This is a genomic window from Bradyrhizobium erythrophlei (assembly GCF_900129425.1).
GTDB lineage: Bacteria > Pseudomonadota > Alphaproteobacteria > Rhizobiales > Xanthobacteraceae > Bradyrhizobium > Bradyrhizobium erythrophlei_C.
Genome location: NZ_LT670817.1, coordinates 4,628,815 through 4,647,908, shown reverse-complemented (window position 1 = coordinate 4,647,908; position 19,094 = coordinate 4,628,815). Strand labels below are relative to the sequence as shown.

17 protein-coding genes and 1 pseudogene are annotated in these 19,094 nt (G+C 61.3%); 17 read left to right on the top strand and 1 reads right to left on the bottom strand.

Annotation, left to right across the window (positions count from 1 at the left end; translation table 11 throughout):
* Positions 1–5 precede the first annotated feature (5 nt).
* From nuoH to B5527_RS22110, 12 genes are all read left to right on the top strand, one after another.
* Positions 6–1,076, top strand: coding sequence for an NADH-quinone oxidoreductase subunit NuoH (gene nuoH / locus B5527_RS22165; RefSeq protein WP_079603437.1), 1,071 nt, complete (start codon positions 6–8; stop codon positions 1,074–1,076).
* Positions 1,077–1,083: 7 nt separating this feature from the next.
* Complete coding sequence (nuoI, locus tag B5527_RS22160; protein ID WP_079603436.1) at positions 1,084–1,578, top strand: NADH-quinone oxidoreductase subunit NuoI; 495 nt, start codon at positions 1,084–1,086, stop codon at positions 1,576–1,578.
* A 9-nt stretch (positions 1,579–1,587) separates the two neighbouring features.
* A complete protein-coding gene (locus tag B5527_RS22155; RefSeq protein WP_079603435.1) occupies positions 1,588–2,226 on the top strand; it encodes an NADH-quinone oxidoreductase subunit J in 639 nt (212 codons plus the stop codon).
* Positions 2,223–2,531 carry an NADH-quinone oxidoreductase subunit NuoK gene (nuoK, locus tag B5527_RS22150; RefSeq protein ID WP_079603434.1) on the top strand — a complete coding sequence of 103 codons (309 nt, stop codon included), beginning with the start codon at positions 2,223–2,225 and terminating at the stop codon, positions 2,529–2,531. Before B5527_RS22155 ends, nuoK begins: the two co-directional genes overlap by 4 nt.
* Before the next feature lie 7 nt (positions 2,532–2,538).
* The gene (gene nuoL, locus B5527_RS22145; RefSeq protein WP_079603433.1) at positions 2,539–4,665 is read left to right on the top strand and encodes an NADH-quinone oxidoreductase subunit L; all 2,127 of its coding nucleotides are present in this window, start codon (positions 2,539–2,541) and stop codon (positions 4,663–4,665) included.
* On the top strand, positions 4,665–6,173 hold the full coding sequence (locus B5527_RS22140; protein ID WP_079603432.1) for an NADH-quinone oxidoreductase subunit M: 1,509 nt from the start codon (positions 4,665–4,667) through the stop codon (positions 6,171–6,173). Before nuoL ends, B5527_RS22140 begins: the two co-directional genes overlap by 1 nt.
* Before the next feature lie 130 nt (positions 6,174–6,303).
* Positions 6,304–7,740 (top strand): NADH-quinone oxidoreductase subunit NuoN, encoded by a 1,437-nt coding sequence (gene nuoN / locus B5527_RS22135; protein ID WP_079603431.1) that lies wholly within the window; start codon positions 6,304–6,306, stop codon positions 7,738–7,740.
* Complete coding sequence (locus B5527_RS22130) at positions 7,741–8,553, top strand: biotin--[acetyl-CoA-carboxylase] ligase (RefSeq protein ID WP_079603430.1); 813 nt, start codon at positions 7,741–7,743, stop codon at positions 8,551–8,553.
* Entirely contained in the window at positions 8,553–10,223 is a 1,671-nt protein-coding gene (locus tag B5527_RS22125; RefSeq protein WP_079603429.1) for a ribonuclease J, read from the top strand. The genes B5527_RS22130 and B5527_RS22125 overlap by 1 nt, the downstream gene beginning before the upstream one ends.
* 16 nt (positions 10,224–10,239) lie before the next feature.
* A complete protein-coding gene (mce, locus tag B5527_RS22120) occupies positions 10,240–10,644 on the top strand; it encodes a methylmalonyl-CoA epimerase (RefSeq protein ID WP_079603428.1) in 405 nt (134 codons plus the stop codon).
* 8 nt (positions 10,645–10,652) lie between these two features.
* Positions 10,653–10,922: a DUF1467 family protein gene (locus B5527_RS22115; RefSeq protein ID WP_079603427.1), complete on the top strand. Its 270-nt coding sequence runs from the start codon at positions 10,653–10,655 to the stop codon at positions 10,920–10,922.
* A 350-nt stretch (positions 10,923–11,272) separates the two neighbouring features.
* Positions 11,273–11,620 (top strand): hypothetical protein, encoded by a 348-nt coding sequence (locus tag B5527_RS22110; protein WP_079603426.1) that lies wholly within the window; start codon positions 11,273–11,275, stop codon positions 11,618–11,620.
* 607 nt (positions 11,621–12,227) lie between these two features.
* Here B5527_RS22110 and B5527_RS22105 read toward each other — a convergent pair.
* Positions 12,228–12,940: pseudogene (locus B5527_RS22105) on the bottom strand (TonB-dependent receptor domain-containing protein); the annotation flags it as partial.
* 302 nt (positions 12,941–13,242) lie between these two features.
* On the opposite strand from B5527_RS22105, the gene B5527_RS22095 reads away from it, so the two are divergent.
* The 5 genes from B5527_RS22095 (at position 13,243) to B5527_RS22075 (ending at position 18,944) form a co-directional block, all read left to right on the top strand.
* Positions 13,243–13,623 carry a DUF2946 domain-containing protein gene (locus tag B5527_RS22095; protein WP_079603425.1) on the top strand — a complete coding sequence of 127 codons (381 nt, stop codon included), beginning with the start codon at positions 13,243–13,245 and terminating at the stop codon, positions 13,621–13,623.
* A gap of 94 nt (positions 13,624–13,717) precedes the next feature.
* The gene (locus tag B5527_RS22090; protein WP_079603424.1) at positions 13,718–16,201 is read left to right on the top strand and encodes a TonB-dependent receptor; all 2,484 of its coding nucleotides are present in this window, start codon (positions 13,718–13,720) and stop codon (positions 16,199–16,201) included.
* Positions 16,202–16,311: 110 nt separating this feature from the next.
* Entirely contained in the window at positions 16,312–16,833 is a 522-nt protein-coding gene (locus tag B5527_RS22085; RefSeq protein WP_079603423.1) for a copper chaperone PCu(A)C, read from the top strand.
* Between the two features lie 8 nt (positions 16,834–16,841).
* A complete protein-coding gene (locus B5527_RS22080) occupies positions 16,842–17,363 on the top strand; it encodes a YcnI family protein (protein WP_079603422.1) in 522 nt (173 codons plus the stop codon).
* 12 nt (positions 17,364–17,375) lie between these two features.
* The gene (locus tag B5527_RS22075) at positions 17,376–18,944 is read left to right on the top strand and encodes a copper resistance CopC/CopD family protein (RefSeq protein WP_079607427.1); all 1,569 of its coding nucleotides are present in this window, start codon (positions 17,376–17,378) and stop codon (positions 18,942–18,944) included.
* The last annotated feature ends 150 nt before the right edge of the window (positions 18,945–19,094 follow it).

Sequence of the window (19,094 nt, the reverse complement as noted above, 5' to 3'; positions counted from 1 at the left end):
ACCTGATGGCTGAATTTTTCGCAAGCGGATTTTGGACCGGCTTCCTTTGGCCGCTGATCGTCATGGTGGCGGAGAGCCTGCTGCTACTCGTGGTGCTCCTGATCGCGATCGCCTACATCCTGCTGGCCGACCGCAAGATCTGGGCGGCGGTGCAGATTCGGCGCGGACCCAACGTCGTCGGCCCATTCGGCCTGTTACAGTCCTTCGCCGACCTTTTGAAGTTCGTGCTGAAGGAGCCGATCATTCCCTCCGGCGCCAACAAGGGCGTGTTCCTGCTGGCGCCCCTGGTGAGCTGCGTGCTGGCGCTGGCGGCCTGGGCCGTGATCCCGATGGATCTCGGCTGGGTGATCTCGGACATCAATGTCGGCGTGCTCTATCTCTTCGCGATCTCCTCGCTGTCGATCTACGGCATCATCATGGCCGGCTGGTCGTCGAACTCGAAATACCCGTTCCTCGCCGCCCTTCGGTCGGCGGCGCAGATGGTGAGTTACGAAGTATCGATCGGTTTTGTCATTATCACCGTTTTGCTGTGCGCAGGCTCGCTCAACCTTTCAACCGTGGTTGAGGCGCAGAACACGCGGGGCCTGGGTGGCCTGATCGGCTTGCCGCAACTGACCTTCCTGAACTGGTACGTGTGGCCGCTGTTTCCGATGTTCGTGGTATTCTACGTCTCGGCGTTGGCCGAAACCAACCGTCCGCCGTTCGACCTGGTGGAGGCCGAATCCGAACTGGTCGCCGGTTTCATGGTCGAATACGGCTCGACGCCGTACCTTTTGTTCATGCTCGGCGAATACGTCGCGATCACCACGATGTGCGCGATGGCGACGATCCTGTTCCTGGGTGGCTGGCTGCCGCCGATCGCGGTGCCGCCGTTTACCTGGGTGCCGGGGGTGATCTGGTTCGTGCTCAAGGTATTTTTCATGTTCTTCATGTTTGCGATGGCGAAGGCGATCGTGCCGCGCTACCGCTACGATCAGTTGATGCGGCTCGGCTGGAAGGTGTTCCTGCCGTTATCGCTGGCGATGGTGGTTGTCGTCGCCGGCGTGCTGCACTTCGCGGGGATCGCTCCGCAATGAGGTCGCCATGAGTGTCAATATCAACGCCACCGCCCGCTCGCTTCTGCTGTCAGAATTCGTATCGGCGTTCTTTCTTGCCATGCGCTATTTCTTCCAGCCGAAGCCGACGCTGAATTATCCGTTCGAGAAGGGCCCGATCTCGCCGCGCTTCCGCGGCGAGCATGCCTTGCGCCGTTATCCCAATGGCGAGGAGCGTTGCATCGCCTGCAAACTGTGCGAGGCGATCTGCCCGGCGCAGGCGATCACCATCGAGGCCGGCCCGCGTCGCAACGACGGCACCCGCCGCACCGTGCGCTACGACATCGACATGGTGAAATGCATCTATTGCGGCCTATGCCAGGAAGCCTGCCCGGTCGATGCTATCGTCGAGGGACCGAATTTCGAATTCGCGACCGAGACGCGCGAGGAACTCTATTATGACAAGGCGAAACTGCTCGCCAATGGCGACCGCTGGGATCGCGAGATTGCGAAAGCGATCGAACTCGACGCGCCGTACCGGTGAGGTGAGGGCATGATCCTTCCCGCGCTGTTCTTTTATCTGTTCGCCGGCATCTGCGTCGCATCCGCCGTCATGGTGATTGCGTCTCGCAACCCCGTGCATTCCGTGCTGTTCCTGATCCTGGCGTTTGTGAACGCGTCCGGCCTGTTCGTGCTGATGGGCGCCGAATTCTTGGGGATGGTTCTCATCTTCGTTTATGTCGGGGCAGTCGCGACGCTGTTCCTGTTCGTGATCATGATGCTGGATGTTGATTTCACCGAACTGCGCTCGGGCTTTCTGGAATATCTGCCGATCGGTCTCGTGATCGCCGCGATATTTCTCGCCGAACTGCTGCTGGTCGGCGGCGGCTGGGTCATCAATGCCGGCGTTGCCAAGTCGATTACCGCGGCGATCCCGACCAATGTCAGCAATACCGAAGCGCTCGGGCTCGTGCTCTATACGAAGTACATTCATTACTTCCAGATCGCCGGCATGGTGCTTTTGGTCGCGATGATCGGCGCGATCGTGCTGACGCTGCGCCACAAAGCCAGCGTCAAGCGGCAGGACATCAATGTGCAGAACGCGCGGACGCCCGAACTCGCCATGAGCGTGCGCAAGGTGGCCTCGGGGCAGGGCCTGCAGGATGCGGATGCGCCGGAGTGGGTGCAATGACGATCGGTCTCGGACATTATCTCTCGGTCGGCGCGATCCTGTTCACGCTGGGGATTCTCGGCATCTTCCTCAACCGCAAGAACATCATCATCATCCTGATGTCGATCGAGCTGATCCTGCTCGCCGTCAATATCAACCTGGTGGCGTTTTCGACCTTCCTGGGCGACATCGTCGGCCAGGTGTTCGCGCTGCTAGTGCTGACGGTGGCCGCGGCGGAAACGGCGATCGGGCTGGCGGTGCTGGTGGTGTACTACCGCAATCGCGGCTCGATCGCGGTTGAAGACGTCAATCTGATGAAGGGCTAACGCGTCAATGATCCAGGCAATCGTCTTTCTGCCGCTGATCGGCGCGATACTCGCCGGACTGATTTCTATCTTTGGAGCGCATGCGCGCAATCCGAGCGGGGACACCGTCGAGCACCATGACGACGCAGATGGTCATGGTGCCGAGCCGGTCAACGAGGACGCGAGCGTCATGCATGCAACCGGTCACGGGCCGGACGCGCATGCGTCGGTTGCCCATGACGGGCATGCCGCCGGGGATCATGGCCACGACGATCACGCGATCGAACCGGCCGCGGCGGGCTCGCGCGCGGCCGAGCTAATCACGACCGGGCTGTTGCTGGTTTCGGCCGGGCTATCCTGGCTCGCGCTGGTCGATGTCGGATTCATGCACCATGACGTCCGGATCGCGCTGTTCCCGTGGATCACATCGGGTGATCTGCAGGTCGCGTGGTCGCTGCGGGTCGATACGCTGACCGCCGTGATGCTGGTGGTAGTCAACACCATATCGTCGCTCGTGCACGTGTATTCGATCGGTTACATGGATGAGGATCCGTACCGGCCGCGGTTCTTCGCCTATCTGTCGCTGTTCACCTTCGCGATGCTGATGCTGGTGACCGCGGATAATCTGGTGCAGCTGTTCTTCGGCTGGGAAGGCGTCGGCCTCGCCAGCTATTTGCTGATCGGGTTCTGGTACCAGAAGCCGTCGGCGAACGCTGCGGCGATCAAGGCCTTCGTGGTCAATCGCGTCGGCGATTTCGGCTTTGCGCTCGGCATTTTCGCGATCTTCGCGTTGATCGGCTCGATCGACTTCGAGACGATTTTCGCGGGCGCGCCCGGCCTGACCGGCAAGACCATCGATTTCTTCGGCTGGCACGCCGACGCGCTGACGCTGACCTGCCTGCTGCTGTTCATGGGCGCGATGGGCAAGTCGGCCCAGTTCCTGCTGCACACCTGGTTGCCGGACGCCATGGAAGGCCCGACGCCGGTTTCCGCCTTGATTCACGCCGCGACCATGGTCACCGCCGGTGTCTTCATGGTGGCACGGCTGTCTCCGCTGTTCGAGTTGGCGCCGGATGCACAGGCGTTCGTCATGTTCATCGGCGCCACCACCGCATTCTTTGCGGCGACCGTTGGTCTCGTGCAGAACGACATCAAGCGTATCGTGGCGTATTCGACCTGTTCACAACTCGGCTACATGTTCGTGGCAATGGGGGCGGGGGCTTATTCCGTCGGCATGTTCCATTTGTTCACGCACGCCTTCTTCAAGGCGCTGTTGTTCCTGGGCTCGGGCTCGGTGATCTACGCGATGCATCACGAGCAGGACATCCGCAACATGGGCGGGCTGAAGGACAAGATTCCCTTTACCTATATCGTCATGGTGATCGGGACGCTGGCGTTGACCGGGTTCCCGCTCACCGCCGGCTATTTCTCCAAGGACGCGATCATCGAATCCGCCTATGTCTCGCACAATCCCTTCGCGTTCTACGGCTTCCTGATGACGGTGATCGCGGCTGGACTGACCGCGTTCTATTCCTGGCGCCTGATCTTCAAGACTTTCCACGGCGAGCCACATGACCAGGAGCATTATGAAGCGGCGCATGAGAGCCCGCTGTGGATGCTGATCCCGATCGGTATTTTGGCGGCCGGATCTATCCTTGCGGGCTTCCCGTTCAAGGAATTGTTCGCCGGCCACGGCGTGGAAGAGTTCTTCCGCGAGTCGCTGAAGATGCACCCGCACATCATCGAGGACATGGAAACGATGCCGGAGGCGATCAAGCTGCTGCCGACGGTGATGATGGCGCTGGGCTTCCTGGTAGCGTGGCTGTTCTATATCCGCCGGCCTTACATTCCCGTCGAGCTCGCCCGGCAGCACCGGCTACTCTACCAGTTCCTGCTCAACAAATGGTATTTCGACGAACTTTACGATCTCATCTTCGTGCGGCCCACGAAGTGGCTCGGCCGCTTTCTGTGGAAGGTCGGCGATGGCTATATCATTGACGGCTTTGGCCCCGACGGCGTTTCGGCGCGGGTACTCGACGTGACCCGCAACGTCGTGAAGCTGCAGACCGGGTATCTCTATCACTACGCCTTCGCGATGCTGATCGGGGTCGCTGGATTGATCACCTGGTTCATGTTCGGCGTGGGAGGCCAGTGATGACGACCTGGCCCATTCTCTCCGTTGTCACCTTCCTGCCGGTGGTCGGCGCGTTCCTGATCTATATCAGCCGCGGCGACGACGAAGCCGCCAAGCGAAATGCGCGCTGGATCGCGCTGTGGACCACGCTAATTACCTTCGCGGTGTCGCTGATCCTGGTCTGGCGCTTTGATCCGGCGCAGCCGGATTTCCAGTTCGTCGAAAAGCTGTCGTGGCTCGCCAGCGGCATTACCTATCACATGGGCGTCGACGGCATTTCGCTGCCGTTCGTGATCCTGACCACCGCTTTGATGCCGCTCTGCATCCTCGCGAGCTGGAAATCGGTGACGATGCGGGTGCGCGAATACATGATGGCGTTCCTGCTCCTGGAAACGTTGATGGTCGGAACGTTTTCCGCGCTCGATCTTGTGCTGTTCTATCTATTCTTCGAGGGCGGCCTGATCCCGATGTTCCTGATCATCGGGGTGTGGGGCGGTCCGCGCCGGGTCTATGCCTCCTTCAAGTTCTTCCTCTACACGCTGCTCGGCTCGGTCCTGATGCTGCTGGCGATCATGGCGCTGTACTGGAACGCCGGCACGACAGACATTCCGACCCTGATGCATACCGCCGTGCCGCGGTCGTTGCAGACCTGGGCGTGGCTGGCGTTCTTCGCCTCCTTCGCGGTGAAGATGCCGATGTGGCCGGTGCACACGTGGCTGCCCGACGCCCATGTGGAGGCGCCGACTGCAGGCTCGGTGATCCTGGCCGCTATCCTCCTGAAGATGGGTGGCTACGGCTTCCTGCGCTTCTCGCTGCCGATGTTTCCTGCCGCCTCGCATGACTTCGCGCCGCTGATCTTCTCGCTCTCGGTTATTGCCATTATCTACACCTCGCTGGTGGCGCTGATGCAGGAGGACATCAAGAAGCTGATCGCCTATTCGTCAGTCGCCCATATGGGCTTCGTCACGATGGGGATTTTTGCGGGCACCACCCAGGGCGTCGCCGGCGGTGTATTCCAGATGATCTCGCACGGCATCGTCTCGGGCGCGCTGTTTCTCTGCGTCGGCATCGTCTACGACCGCATGCACACCCGCGAGATCACCGCCTATGGCGGGCTGGTCAACCGCATGCCGCTCTACGCTGTCGTGTTCATGGTTTTCACCATGGCCAACATCGGACTACCCGGGACGTCCGGTTTCGTCGGCGAGTTCATGACGACGATCGGTACCTTCAAGGTCTCGATCCCGACCGCCACCTTCGCGACCACAGGCGTGATCCTGTCGGCCTGCTATGCGCTTTGGCTTTATCGGAAAGTCGTGTTCGGCGCTTTGGTAAAACCGTCGCTGGCCAGCATCAAGGATCTCACCTTCCGTGAGAGCCTGACGCTGGTGCCGCTGGTGGCTCTTACCCTGCTGTTCGGGTTCTACCCCAAGCCGGTGCTGGACATGTCGGCGGCGTCGGTTCAGCAACTCGTCAACAACTACACCACCGCAGTGACTGCCGTGAAGGCAGCCGCGCTGACGCCGTGAACGCAACAGCAGCGTTTTCGGACGAAGTGGAAACCGGTCCGCGTGAAGAAAACGCGTCAAATAAGGAGGATGGAGCCTATTGGTCTGATTTGATCAGAACCGCATGGGCTCCAGGTCAGGACAACGCGCCATGAGCTTTGAGAGTGCAGGATATCAGTTGCTGCCCGTGCTGCCGGAGCTTGTGCTGGCGGCCGGGGCCATGGTGCTGCTGATGTTGGGAGCCTATCGGGGTTCGCAGAACACCAGCCTCGTCACCAGCCTTGCGGTTTGTCTGCTGGTGCTGACCGGCGCGCTGGAGTTGTGGCTGCCGGCCGGCAAACTCACCACTTTCGGCGGCGGCTTCATCGTCGACGACTTTGCGCGATTCCTGAAAATACTGGCGCTGATCGGATCGGTGGCGACATTGGTTCTTTCAGCGGAGTTTCTGGCCGATCCGTCCCGGCGGATCTTCGAATATTCGATCCTGGTGCTTCTATCGACTCTCGGCATGATGGTGCTGATCTCGGCCGGTGACCTGATCATGCTCTATCTTGGGCTCGAGTTGATGTCGCTCGCGCTTTACGTGGTGGCTGCGAGCAATCGCGATAACGCGAAGTCCACGGAAGCCGGCCTGAAATATTTCGTGCTCGGCGCCCTGTCGTCGGGCATGCTGCTGTACGGCGCCTCGTTGATCTATGGTTTCACCGGTACCGTCAGCTTCGCTGGCATCGCAGCGGCGGTGACGACCGGCAGCATTGGCATCGTGTTTGGGTTGGTGTTCCTGCTCGCAGGGCTTTGCTTCAAGGTTTCGGCGGTGCCGTTTCACATGTGGACGCCCGACGTCTATGAAGGCGCGCCGACACCCGTGACCGCATTCTTCGCCTCCGCGCCGAAGGTCGCAGCACTCGCGGTATTTACCCGCGTGACCCTCACGGCTTTTCCAGGCATCGTCTCGCAATGGCAGCAGATTGTGGTATTCGTGGCGATCGCCTCGATGGTGCTGGGTTCGTTCGCCGCCATCGGCCAGAAGAACATCAAGCGACTGATGGCCTATTCGTCGATCGGTCACATGGGATTCGCACTGGTTGGGCTCGCTGCCGGCACGGCAGAGGGCGCCCAGGGGGTCCTCATCTATATCGCGATCTATGTGGCGATGACGCTCGGCAGCTTCGCGGTCATCTTGACCATGAAGCGCAACGGTCAGCATGTCGAGAATATTAGCGACTTCGCCGGATTGTCGCGCACCAATCCGTTGCTGGCCTTCTTCTTCGCCATGCTGTTGTTTTCGCTGGCCGGCATTCCGCCGCTCGCGGGCTTCTTCGCAAAATGGTATGTGTTCGTCGCCGCGATCAAGGCCGGATTGTTCACGCTGGCTGTTGTCGGGGTGCTCGCCAGTGTGGTCGGCGCATTTTACTATCTCAACATCATCAAGGTGATGTATTTCGACGAGCCGCTCGGCAGGCTCGACCCGATGCGCATGGAATTGCGCACGGTGCTGGCAGTCGCCGGTCTTTTCAACATTTTCTTCTTCGTCTATCCGGGGCCGCTGGTCAGCGTAGCGACGGTCGCGGCGAAGTCACTGTTTTAGATGGCATTCTCGCTCGGTCCTCGAGCCACATCGGCGGGTTACCGGCTCGCTGCCTTCGATCATATCGGCTCGACCAACGCGGAAGCGATGGCGCGCGCGCGCGCGGGCGAGCGCGGGCCGATCTGGTTTGTGACCTCGGAGCAGACGGCGGGACGCGGAAGGCGGCATCGCCCCTGGATCGCGCCGCGTGGCAACCTCGCCAGCAGCGTCCTCGAAGTAATCGAGGTGCCGCCGGCCGTTGCGGCGACGCTGGGATTTGCCGCGGGACTTGCGCTCGAGGCGGCGCTGCAACGGGTAAGCGTCGAAGCATCGCTGAGGTCGGCGGGATCGGACCACATGAAGTATTCGCTGAAATGGCCCAACGACGTCCTGGCCGGGCGGCAAAAGCTCGCCGGCATCCTGCTGGAAGCGGAGGCCGTGGCGGACAATGGCCTGGCGGTGGTGGTCGGCATCGGCACCAACGTCGTCGCCGCACCGGAGGGCACGCCAACGCCGGCGACCTCGCTCGCGGCGCTCGGCGTCCACATCGGCGCGGAGGATCTGTTCGGCGCGCTGTCGGACACCTGGGCGGAATTCCGCGGCATCTGGGACCTCGGGCGCGGCTTTGGCGAAATCCGGCGGCTCTGGCTGGAGCGTGCCGCCGGGCTTGGACAAAGGGTTGCGATCCACACAGGCGGCTCGACTGTGGAGGGGACCTTCGACAGCATCGATGATTCAGGTTGCCTGGTTGTCCGGACGTCCGGGGGCAGGCGGGTGCCGATATCGGCCGGCGACGTCTATTTCGGCTCAGCCGCTTCTGCAGGGACAACGTAATGGCGCGACCGGACGAACTGACCTTTGCGCCACTCGGCGGCGTCGGCGAGATTGGCATGAACCTGTCGATCTACGGGCTCGGCAACCGCCATCAACGCTCCTGGCTCGCGGTCGATCTCGGGGTGTCCTTTGGCGACGAGGAGCATTTGCCGGGCATTGATCTGATCATGCCCGATATCCGTTTTCTCGAAAAGGAACGAAAGAACCTGATCGGCCTGGTGCTGACCCATGCCCACGAAGATCACTTCGGCGCCATCATCGACCTGTGGCCCAAGCTAAAGTGCCCGGTCTACGCGACCAAATTCAGCGCCGCCTTGTTCGAGGCCAAATGCGCTTCCGAACGTAATCCTCCGAAAATTCCGGTCACGGTAGTGCCTTCGGGCGGGCGCATCGATCTCGGGCCGTTCAGCGTCGAATTCATTCCGGTGGCGCATTCGATTCCGGAATCCCACGCGCTGGCGATCCACACCTCCGCCGGTACCGTGCTGCACACCGGCGATTGGAAGATCGATCCGACGCCAATTATCGGCGTGCCCACCGACGAGCGGCGGTTGCGCGAACTCGGGGACGCCGGCGTGCTGGCGCTCATCGGCGATTCCACCAACGCGGTGCGGGAAGGGCGTTCGCCGTCGGAGGCCGAAGTCGCCAGGACCATCACTGAACTGGTGAAGGCGGCCAAGGGCCGGGTCGCCGTGACCACGTTTGCATCGAACGTCGCGCGGCTGCGCGCGGTTGCTGACGCGGCACGCGCCGCCGGACGCGAGGTCGTGGTGGTCGGCCGCGCCATGGAGCGCGTAGTGCAGGTGGCTCGTGAAACCGGCTACCTTGACGGCGTGCAGAATTTCCGCGGCGCAGATCTCTACGGGCATTTTCCCCCCGACAAGGTGCTGGCGCTATGCACGGGAAGCCAGGGCGAGCCGCGCGCGGCGCTGTCGCGCATCGCCAATGACGATCATCCGCAGGTGACACTGAACAAGGGTGACTGCGTGATATTTTCCTCGCGCACCATTCCGGGTAACGAGAAGGCGGTAGGTGCCATCATCAATGGCCTGATCAATCAGGGCATCGAGGTCATTACCGACCGCACCCACCTCGTCCATGTCTCCGGTCATCCACGCCGCGATGAACTCCGCGACATGATTTCATGGGTGCGTCCGCAACTGCTGATCCCGGTTCACGGCGAAGCGCTGCATCTGTTCGAACACGCCAAACTGGCGCGGGCCGCCGGCGTGCCGAAGGTCCTGATTTGCCGTAACGGCGATCTCGTCAAATTGGGTCCGGGCGATCCCTCGGTGATCGAGGAACTGCCGTGGGGGCGGCTTTACAAGGACGGCTCGATCCTCGAGGAATCGAAATCCCGTGCCGTCGTCGAACGGCGCAAACTGGCTTTCGCTGGCTGCGCCTTGGTGGCGATCGCGGTAACCGAAACGGGTGAACTGGCCGACGATCCCGAGATTGACCTGGTTGGAATCCCCGAAAAGAATACGGCCGGAGAGATCATCGACGAGATCGTGTTCGACGTCGTGGTATCGACGGTGGAGGGTCTGCCGCGGGCGCGGCGGCGCGACCCCGACGCCATGGCGGAGTCGGTACGCCGGGCCGTGCGCGCCACGATCAACGAGCATTGGGGCAAGAAGCCGCTGTGCTACGTTCACGTTCTGACGGTCTGAAGTTACGGAGGGCATCATGCTGGGCCGGCTCAATCATGTGGCGATCGCGGTCAGGGATGCGGAGAAGGCCGCCAGGATCTATGGCGCGGCATTCGGCGCCGATATCTCGGCGGCTGTGCCGTTGCCGGAGCACGGCGTGATAACCGTGTTCGTGACGCTGCCCAATACCAAGATCGAATTCATCCAGCCGCTCGGCGAAACCTCCCCGATCGCCAAATTCCTCGAACGCAATGCCGACGGCGGCATCCACCACATCTGCTATGACGTACCCGACATCATCGCCGCGCGCGACACCCTGATCCGGGAGGGCGCGCGGGTGCTCGGCGACGGGCAGCCAAGGATCGGCGCCCACGGCAAGCCGGTGCTGTTCCTTCACCCGAAGGATTTTTCCGGCGCGCTGGTCGAAATCGAGCAGGCCTGAGGTCCGCAATGGTCTACACAATCTCAACCGCGTTCGCGATCTACTTTGTCATCTGGTGGATCGTGCTGTTCCTGACGCTGCCTTTCGGCGTGCGCAGTCAGCACGAAGACGGTGAGTTCCCTCCCGGCACCGATCCCGGCGCGCCGATCGCGACTCAGATGGGCCGCAAGATAATCTGGACCACCGTGATCTCCGCAGTTTTTCTTGCCGTCGCGTGGCTCGCCTATGACGCAGGCTTTCTGGATGTCGAACGGCTGTCGAGGCTGATGGGACTCTGATTTCGTGCGGGACGAGGACGGGCGGGCGGCCAAGCCATTTTCGCGCGAGACGCCGTGCCTATGTCCGGGTTACCGACCAGGACGGCAAGACAATCGAGTGCAAGGGCGGCCACTACCTCGCCGACGGTCAGATCCTCAGCATGACTTCTGCGTCAAGGGCATCGACGACAAGATCCCCGGCAAGTAGCAGTTGGAGCCTTTTGAGACTAGCGGCGCGGGCATCACTGCCCGGGCCGCTGCGTTTTTGAAGCCGCGTCGCCGTGTTGCCGCTGTATCGGCAAATGGCTTTTGGGGTGCACTCGGCCCAGCGATCCTGTATTGGATCGGCATTGCGGGCGGGGAGCAGCGGAATGACGTTTCAAAGAATCATCATCGGGCTTTTGATCCTGACGATTGCCGGCCTCGCCGGCGCCTTCTACATTGACTGGAGAATGGCAATCCAACTGCGGACAGTGAAATCCTTCGTCGAGGGCTATGTGTTCGCGGAAGCCGTCGCGGCCTGCGAGAAGGCCCAGAGTTCGACTCCGTTTAAATGGAATACCGGGACCCATACTGCGGTGATCGGATTGAACTCGGTCAAGCCTGACAAGAACACGATCGTTTCGAGCTACACGCTCGTCGCCGACGGCGTCTATTGCGACTACGACCCGATCAAGAAGAAAGCCGACATCGGCTCGAACTTCCTCGAGCGGGAGTGACGATTTCAGCCGTCTCGATTGATGCCTCGCACTGAGCGATGACGCGATCAATTCCGTCCAACAGCTTCCGCCAGGCATTCCCGATCTCGGGCGACCAGTCGGGCCCCGGAATCTCGCGGACGGAATCCGCGATAACGCCGAAAAAACACATTGTGCTGGATCAGATTGGTTGGTGCCATGGCGTCCGCTTGGTTGACGAACGCGGCTGATAATTCTTTCAAAGCATCTCAAAAAAAGCACAGCAGGCCACAAGGCCTGTTTAAAACAAAAAAAGAGCAGGACTGGAAGCCCTGCTCTTAAAAATTGTGTCGACCCTATTTCCCCGAAAATTTGGATTTGATCTTGATTGACGGGGCGACGCTGCTTGTGCGCGCCAGGGCTCCTCCCGAGACTTGGACCACCAGACTTCAACCTTGCGGCCAGCCTGAGCCCATACTGGTAGACCATCTTTTTCGTCTTGTCACCATTTTCGGCAACGATTGTTCAAAATTCGAGCAGTTTACGAAATGATCGGGAATTGACCACCCCGGGTTGCATTCAGCTGCACCAACTGTGTTCGGTCAGTTTTTTGGCGCTGTAAGGTCGGTAAGGCTCTGCGACCAAGGGATTAGAACTGGCCGACAACGGCCAGGCGGATGGCCAACGGTTCGACCGGGTGCAGCACGCTGTCCATCACGCCGTTCTGGCATACCACGGCCGGTGCGGTCGGCGCCCTGCCGCTGGAAAGCACATGGTAAACAGCGATTCCGATTTGAGCAGCGAACCGTAAGCGTAAGTGATCTGGTCGGACCGGCCGTTGAGCAGGTTGAACGCGTCGAGCTGAATTCTCCAGCCATTATCGAAGCGATAGCCGAGTTGCCTGTTCAGCAGTCCCGTCGCCGGCGAGACAAAGGCGTCGTCCTCGGTCAGCGGTCGCGGTCCGAAATAGCGACAGCGCAGCGCGGCAAACCAGCCAGTCTTCTCGCCCTGCCTGATCCCGGCCGAAGCGACCGTATCGGGCGCTCCCGGGATATAATTGCCGGGTCCATTACCGATCTGTGCAGCGGGGAAGCCTGCCAGCGAAGCGTAGAGCGCGGCCTGCGCCGGGTCGTCGCCCTGGAACCGCGCGTGCGTCACGGCAACGTCGCCTTCGAGGCTGAGCCATCACAGCGGACGGTAGTCGTTGGTCCATTCGACGCCGTAGCGGCGGCTCGGCCGGCTCGCGCTGGTATCTCCGGCATCGCCGGAAAACAGGATTTCCGATGCCGAATCGAGCAGGAACAGGCTGACCGAACGCTCCAGCTTCGGGATCAGTTTGGTCCGCAATCCGATTTCGGCACCGCAGACCACATCATCGCCGAGCGCGGCGTCAAATACGGACGCGTGGTGATGCTCCCGCAGGAAGCCGGCAATAAGAAAGCTGCCGGCCGAAAGCGCGATCACCGGCATTCGTGAATTCAAAGCCGCACCGAAGCCTGCCCGTTCGGTCGTGCAGGTGATGCCAGTCCTCCAGCGCCCGCGATTTATTTCCCGGGCTGCCATGTCAAGAGTCGGACCGGCCCATGCGCCGGCGGTCCGCTGCCGGCGATATCGACAACCAGTGAGGCGGGTGCTACGACGACTGTGGGGCTTTGAGGAAATTCATGCGGCGACGGCTGGAAGTATTCATTCCAATCGTGGTATTGGCGATTTTGGTGCAGCTGTTTGCGCCGATCGCGGCATTTCGCGCGTTCGCCGACGCCGCAAGCGACCCCCTCTATATGTCGTCGATCTGCTCGGAAATGGCGACGTCAGCAGACGATTCCCAGACCGCCCCCGCCGGGACGCAACATGATCACGGCGGTTGCTGCGCGTTTTGCGCGGCTGGCCACGTCGGCGCCATTGCCCTCGAGCCACCCCCGCTCGTTTTTGTAACTCTGCAGCGTCTCTACCAGCGCTTCTCGTGGCTAGAGGCCGCTGATCCAATGCTGGCCCTGCGTGCCGGCTCCCACGCCCAGGCCCGCGCGCCACCGACCATTTCCTGACCTAGCGAAGCTCCGAACGATTGGTGCGGCCGACGCCTTGCCGGTCGATGCCGTTCAGTAAGCTGGCCTTGGCGCCAGCGTCAGGATATTCCAAATGTTAGCTGTGTTACGTCATCGTGCGCTCGGTAGCGCCAGCATGCTCGTGCTTTGCGGCACGCTGGGCGCACTTCCTTCCACGACACGCGCCCAGACGGCAAATTCGTCGTTGCCGCCGGTTACCATTGAGGCGCCGACTCAGCGGCAAGCTCTTAGTCCCGCGAAAAGGCAGCAGCGTCAGGCCGCCGTCGCAAGGCGCAAGAAACCGGTCGCGACGGCATCGGCCAAGCCGCCTGTCGTGGACAGCGATCCGAGCGGGCTGAAGGCCTCGCTGGGCACCCCTCCGATCAAGCAGCGATTCCAGTTGCCGCAGGAATCCTTCAGCATCACCGCCAAGCAGATCGATGAGACCATCAACCTCAAGGACCCCGAAGACGCCATCAAATATTTCCCGAGCCTGTTCGTGCGCAAGCGCAACGACGGCGACAACCAGGCGGTGCTGGCGACGCGCAGCTGGGGGCTGAATTCCAGCGCGCGCACGCTGATCTACTACGACGATCTGCTGGTCTCCGCGCTGATCGGCAACAACAATTCGGGCGCCTCGCCACACTGGAACCTGATTTCGCCGGAAGCGATGGGGCGGGTCGATTTTCTCAACGGGCCGTTCTCCGCCGCCTATCCAGGCAACTCGATCGGCGGCGTGCTGCTGATTTCATCGAAGATGCCAGACAAGCCGTTCGCGATCGCGAAAGAGACGGTGTCGGTGATGCCGTGGAATCAATACGGCACCAAGGACACCTACGTCACCAGCCAGACCAGTGCCGCCGCCGGCAACCGCGACGGCGCGCTGTCGTGGTTCGTCAGCGCCAACTATCTGGACAGCTATCAGCAGCCGTTGACGTATACGACCAACGGCTCGATCCCTGCGGGAACAACCGGAACCTTTCCGGCGCTCACCAAGCTGGGAACGACGGCCGATGTCGTCGGCACCGGCGCGTTGGCGCATTCGCTACAGACGTCAGGGAACCTGAGGTTGGCGTACGATGTCGCGCCGCTGGTGCAGGCGACGTACTCGCTCGGGATCTGGAACAACGTCCAGACTTCCAACCCGCAGACCTATCTGACCTCAACCGCAACGGGCGCGCCGACGTTCGGCGGCGTGTCCGGCTTCGCGAGCAACAAATACACCTGGGACCAGACCCATCTCAGCAACGCCGTGTCGCTGAAGAGCGACACCAAGGGCGTCTATGACTTCGATCTGTCGGCCTCCAGTTACAACTATCTGCAAGACATCATGCTCAATCCGTTCACCGTGACGCCGACGGGAGTCGGCTTCTCCCAGAACGGCAAGATCACGCGCAACGACGGCACCAATTGGCAGAATGTCGATGCCAGGGGCATCTGGCGCCCCTTCGGGTATGACGGTCCGCAGGAGATCAGTTTTGGTTTCCATGGCGACCGTTACCGGCTGGAAAACCCGGTATTCGCGTCGGCGGTCTGGAACGTGACGCCGGTGGAAGGCACCGGCCAGCTCTACTCGGATGGCGTGGGCGAGACCCGCACCGAGGCGTTGTGGGTGCAGGATGCCTGGAAGATCGTTCCCAATCTGAAGCTTACCCTCGGCGGCCGGCTGGAAACCTGGCGGGCGCTCGATGGCTTCAACGTCAACACGTCAACCACTTCCGCCGGCGGTATCACGTCGTCGACACCGACCATTCAACCCGAACTCAATTCAACCAATTTTTCGCCCAAGGCGTCGCTGTCCTACGATCCGAACAAGGACTGGAACATCACGACAAATTTCGGAGAAGCCTATCGTTATCCTACTGTCTCCGAGCTCTACCAGAACGTTTCGGTCAGCAACGTCGTGACTCTTCCCAACCCCTTGCTGACGCCGGAGCAGGATTTCACCGGCGAAATCAACATCGAGCGCCACTGGAATGACGGTCGTGTCAGGTTGACGCTGTTCGAGGAGAGAACCAACAACGCGATTATCTCTCAGACGAATTCCGTGACCACCGTAAACAGCGGGCAAGTGATGGCGACGACTTTCAGCAACGTCGCGGCGATCCGGATGCAGGGCGTCGAACTATCGGCTGACAAGAATAACGTTCTGTTCACGGGTCTGCAGGTGTTCGGAAGCGTGACCTATGTCGATTCCAGGATTTTGTCCGATCCGACCTGGGACGGAGTCAATCCGCTGACCTTGGCGCCCGATACCGTGGTCGGCAAACGCGTCCCCTATGTGCCGGACTGGCGCGCCAGGTTCGGGGTCACCTATCGGCCGAACGAAAGCTGGGCCTTCACGGTCGCTGCGCGTTACAGTGGCAAGCAATATTCGACGCTGGATAACACCGACATCGTCTCACACGTCTATGGTGCCTTCGACAACTATTTCGTGGCGGACATGAAGGTGCATTACACCGCGACCAAGAATTTCTCGTTCGATTTCGGGATCGATAATCTCTTCAACGAACAGTACTTCCTGTTCCATCCATTCCCGGGACGGACTTACGTGCTGGCGGGTAAATACACGTTCTGAGAGTTGAGACTGTCATTGCGAGCGCACGGACACGAAAGTTTGGATTGCTTCGTCGCTCCGCTCCTCACAATGACGGCAATGCAAATGCAAACAATGGTAAGGAACATCCCATGAAACTAATCCCACGCAGCCTCGCATACGCCGCTCTGCTTTCAGCCCTGATCGCCGCGCCCGCGCGCGCCGAGGAGGTCAAGGCCGGCGATCTCACGATCACCCAGGCATGGAGCCGCGCCACGCCGAAGGGCGCGAAAATCGGCAGCGGATATCTGACCATCGAGAACAAGGGCTCGGCTCCGGATCGTCTCGTCGGTATTTCGGCTGACATTGCCGGCAAGGTCGAGGTTCATGAGATGGCCATGAACAATGGCGTGATGACGATGCGGCCGCTCGACAAGGGCCTGACAATCGATCCCGGCAAGACCGTGAAGCTCGCGCCCGGCGGATATCATCTCATGATGTTCGATCTCAAGAGCCCGCTCAAGCAGGGCGACAAGGTGCCGGTGACACTGGAATTCGAGAAGGCCGGCAAGGTCCAGCTCTCGCTCGACGTGCAGGGCGTGGGTGCGCAGGGTCCAGGCGGCGCGTCCGGCGGCATGGACATGAAAAAGATGCCCAACGGCATGAAGATGTGAGGCGGGTGATGTCGAAAACCAACTACTCGTGGTTTCTCGCTGCTATCGCCGCGTTCGCGGCGTCACCCGCCAGTGCGCATATCACGCTGGAAAACCGCGAGGCGACGATTGGTTCGTCGTACAAAGCGGTGTTCGCCGTGCCGCACGGTTGCGCCGGTTCGGCCACCATCAAGATCCGCGTTCAAATTCCCGAAGGCGTGATCGCGGTGAAGCCGATGCCGAAGCCCGGCTGGAACGTCGAGGCGATCAAGGGCAAATACGCAGGCGATTACGACTATCACGGCGCCAAATTGTCGGATGGCGTAAGGGAGGTGGTGTGGAGCGGCGGCAAGCTGTCCGATGACAATTACGACGAGTTCGTCATCAGCACTTATCTGACCGCTACTCTGAAGCCGAACACCACACTGTATTTTCCCACCGTGCAGGAATGCGAGCAGGGGATCAGCCGCTGGATCGACATTCCCGCCGAAGCCAGCGCCCATGAGAGCAAGTCGCCGGCGCCAGGTGTCAAACTGATGCCGAAACCTTAACCGGCTCGGATGATGCGCCTGATCGCCGGCCTGGTGGCACTGCTGTCGGTTCTCTGTTTCGCCACGGTTGCATCCGCGCATGCTTCGTTGGTCTCGACGGAACCCGGCGACGGCAGTGTCTTGGCGCAGACACCGAAGACCGTGCAATTGCGATTCAATGAGGCGGTGACGCCGGCCGTGATCCGTCTGATCGATGCCGCCGGCAGGACGCGTGACGATGCCGCTGTGCGCGCCAGCGACGAAACCATCGTTATCACCCTGCCGGAGAACCTGCCGCGTGGCACCCAGGTCGTGAGCTATCGCGTGATCTCGGCAGACGGACACCCGGTCGCGGGTTCGATGCTGTTTTCGATCGGCGCCGTGACGGGAGCCGCGGCGATCCCGACAAACGCCGGGTCTGTTAGTGGCCTGATCTGGTTGGCGCGGATCGGCGTTTATCTCGGGCTGTTCGTGGGGGTCGGCGGGGCGTTTTTTGCAACCTGGGTCGGACAGACACGCTCCGGCTCGACGGCGATCATCGCCGCCACGGTGGTCGGTCTGTTCAGCGCGGCGGCCTCGCTGGGGCTTGATGGCCTCGATGTGCTGGATCTTCCGCTGCCAGACATTTTGATATCGACGCCGTGGAAGGCCGCGCTGGCCACCAGTCTCGGCCCATCGCTGCTGATCGCAGTGGCGGCGATGGCCGCAGGCTTCGTCGCGCAACGAAATCGGTCGGTGCGCGTTGCGCGCACGCTGTCGGTCCTGGCGATAGCCGGCGCCGGGTTTTCACTGGCAGCTAGCGGTCACGCTGCCACCGCGCCGCCACAATGGGCGACGCGGCCTTTGGTGTTCCTCCACGGCGTCGGCGTTGCCTTCTGGGTCGGCGCGCTGGTGCCGCTGGTTGCGATGACGTGGAGGCCGACACCCGCGCTGCTTCCGGTGTTGAACCGGTTTTCACGCGGCGCGGTGCCGGTCGTGGCCGTCCTGTTGCTGGCCGGGCTTGCGCTCGCGATCGCGCAGATGGAGAGCTTTCGCGCGCTGGTGGAGACCAAATACGGGATCATCCTGTCGATCAAACTAACGCTGGTTGTGGCGCTGCTGGGACTTGCGGCGCTCAACCGCTTCCGACTTACACCCGCGCTCGCCTTCGATCACCTCAACACGCGACCGCTGATTCAATCGATCCTGATCGAATGCATGGTGGTGGCAGGAATTTTGGCCGTTGTCGCCGGCTGGCGCTTTACGCCGCCGCCGCGCGCGGCGGCCGTCCAGCCGCCGCTAGGGCTCCACATGCATACGGACAACGCGATGTTTCAGGTTCTGGTTTCACCCGCGAAAGTCGGCAGCGACAGTTTCGTGGTGCAACTGATGAACGGTGACGCTAGTCCGCTGTCAGCGAAGGAAGCCACGCTGACGTTGAGCCTGCCCGAACTCGGCATCGAACCGCTGGAGCGCAGGGCCACGCTCGGCGCCGACGGCTATTGGCACCTGCGCGATGTCCCGATTCCCCATCCAGGCCGCTGGCACCTGCGCATCGACGCCCTGGTCACTGACTTCCAGCAGATCACGCTGGAGGACGATTTCGACGTGCCGGCGCGCTGAAAGACCCTTGAGGTTTTTTCATCATCCCTCGGTTTGTGACGCGCTCGCGCCTTATTCGCGCCCTCAATGTGATCCGCAAAACGACAGGAAATCCGCTGCCTTAGCGGCTTTTCCTAATCCCCGCCCTTGTGTTTTTACACCCGATCCGGT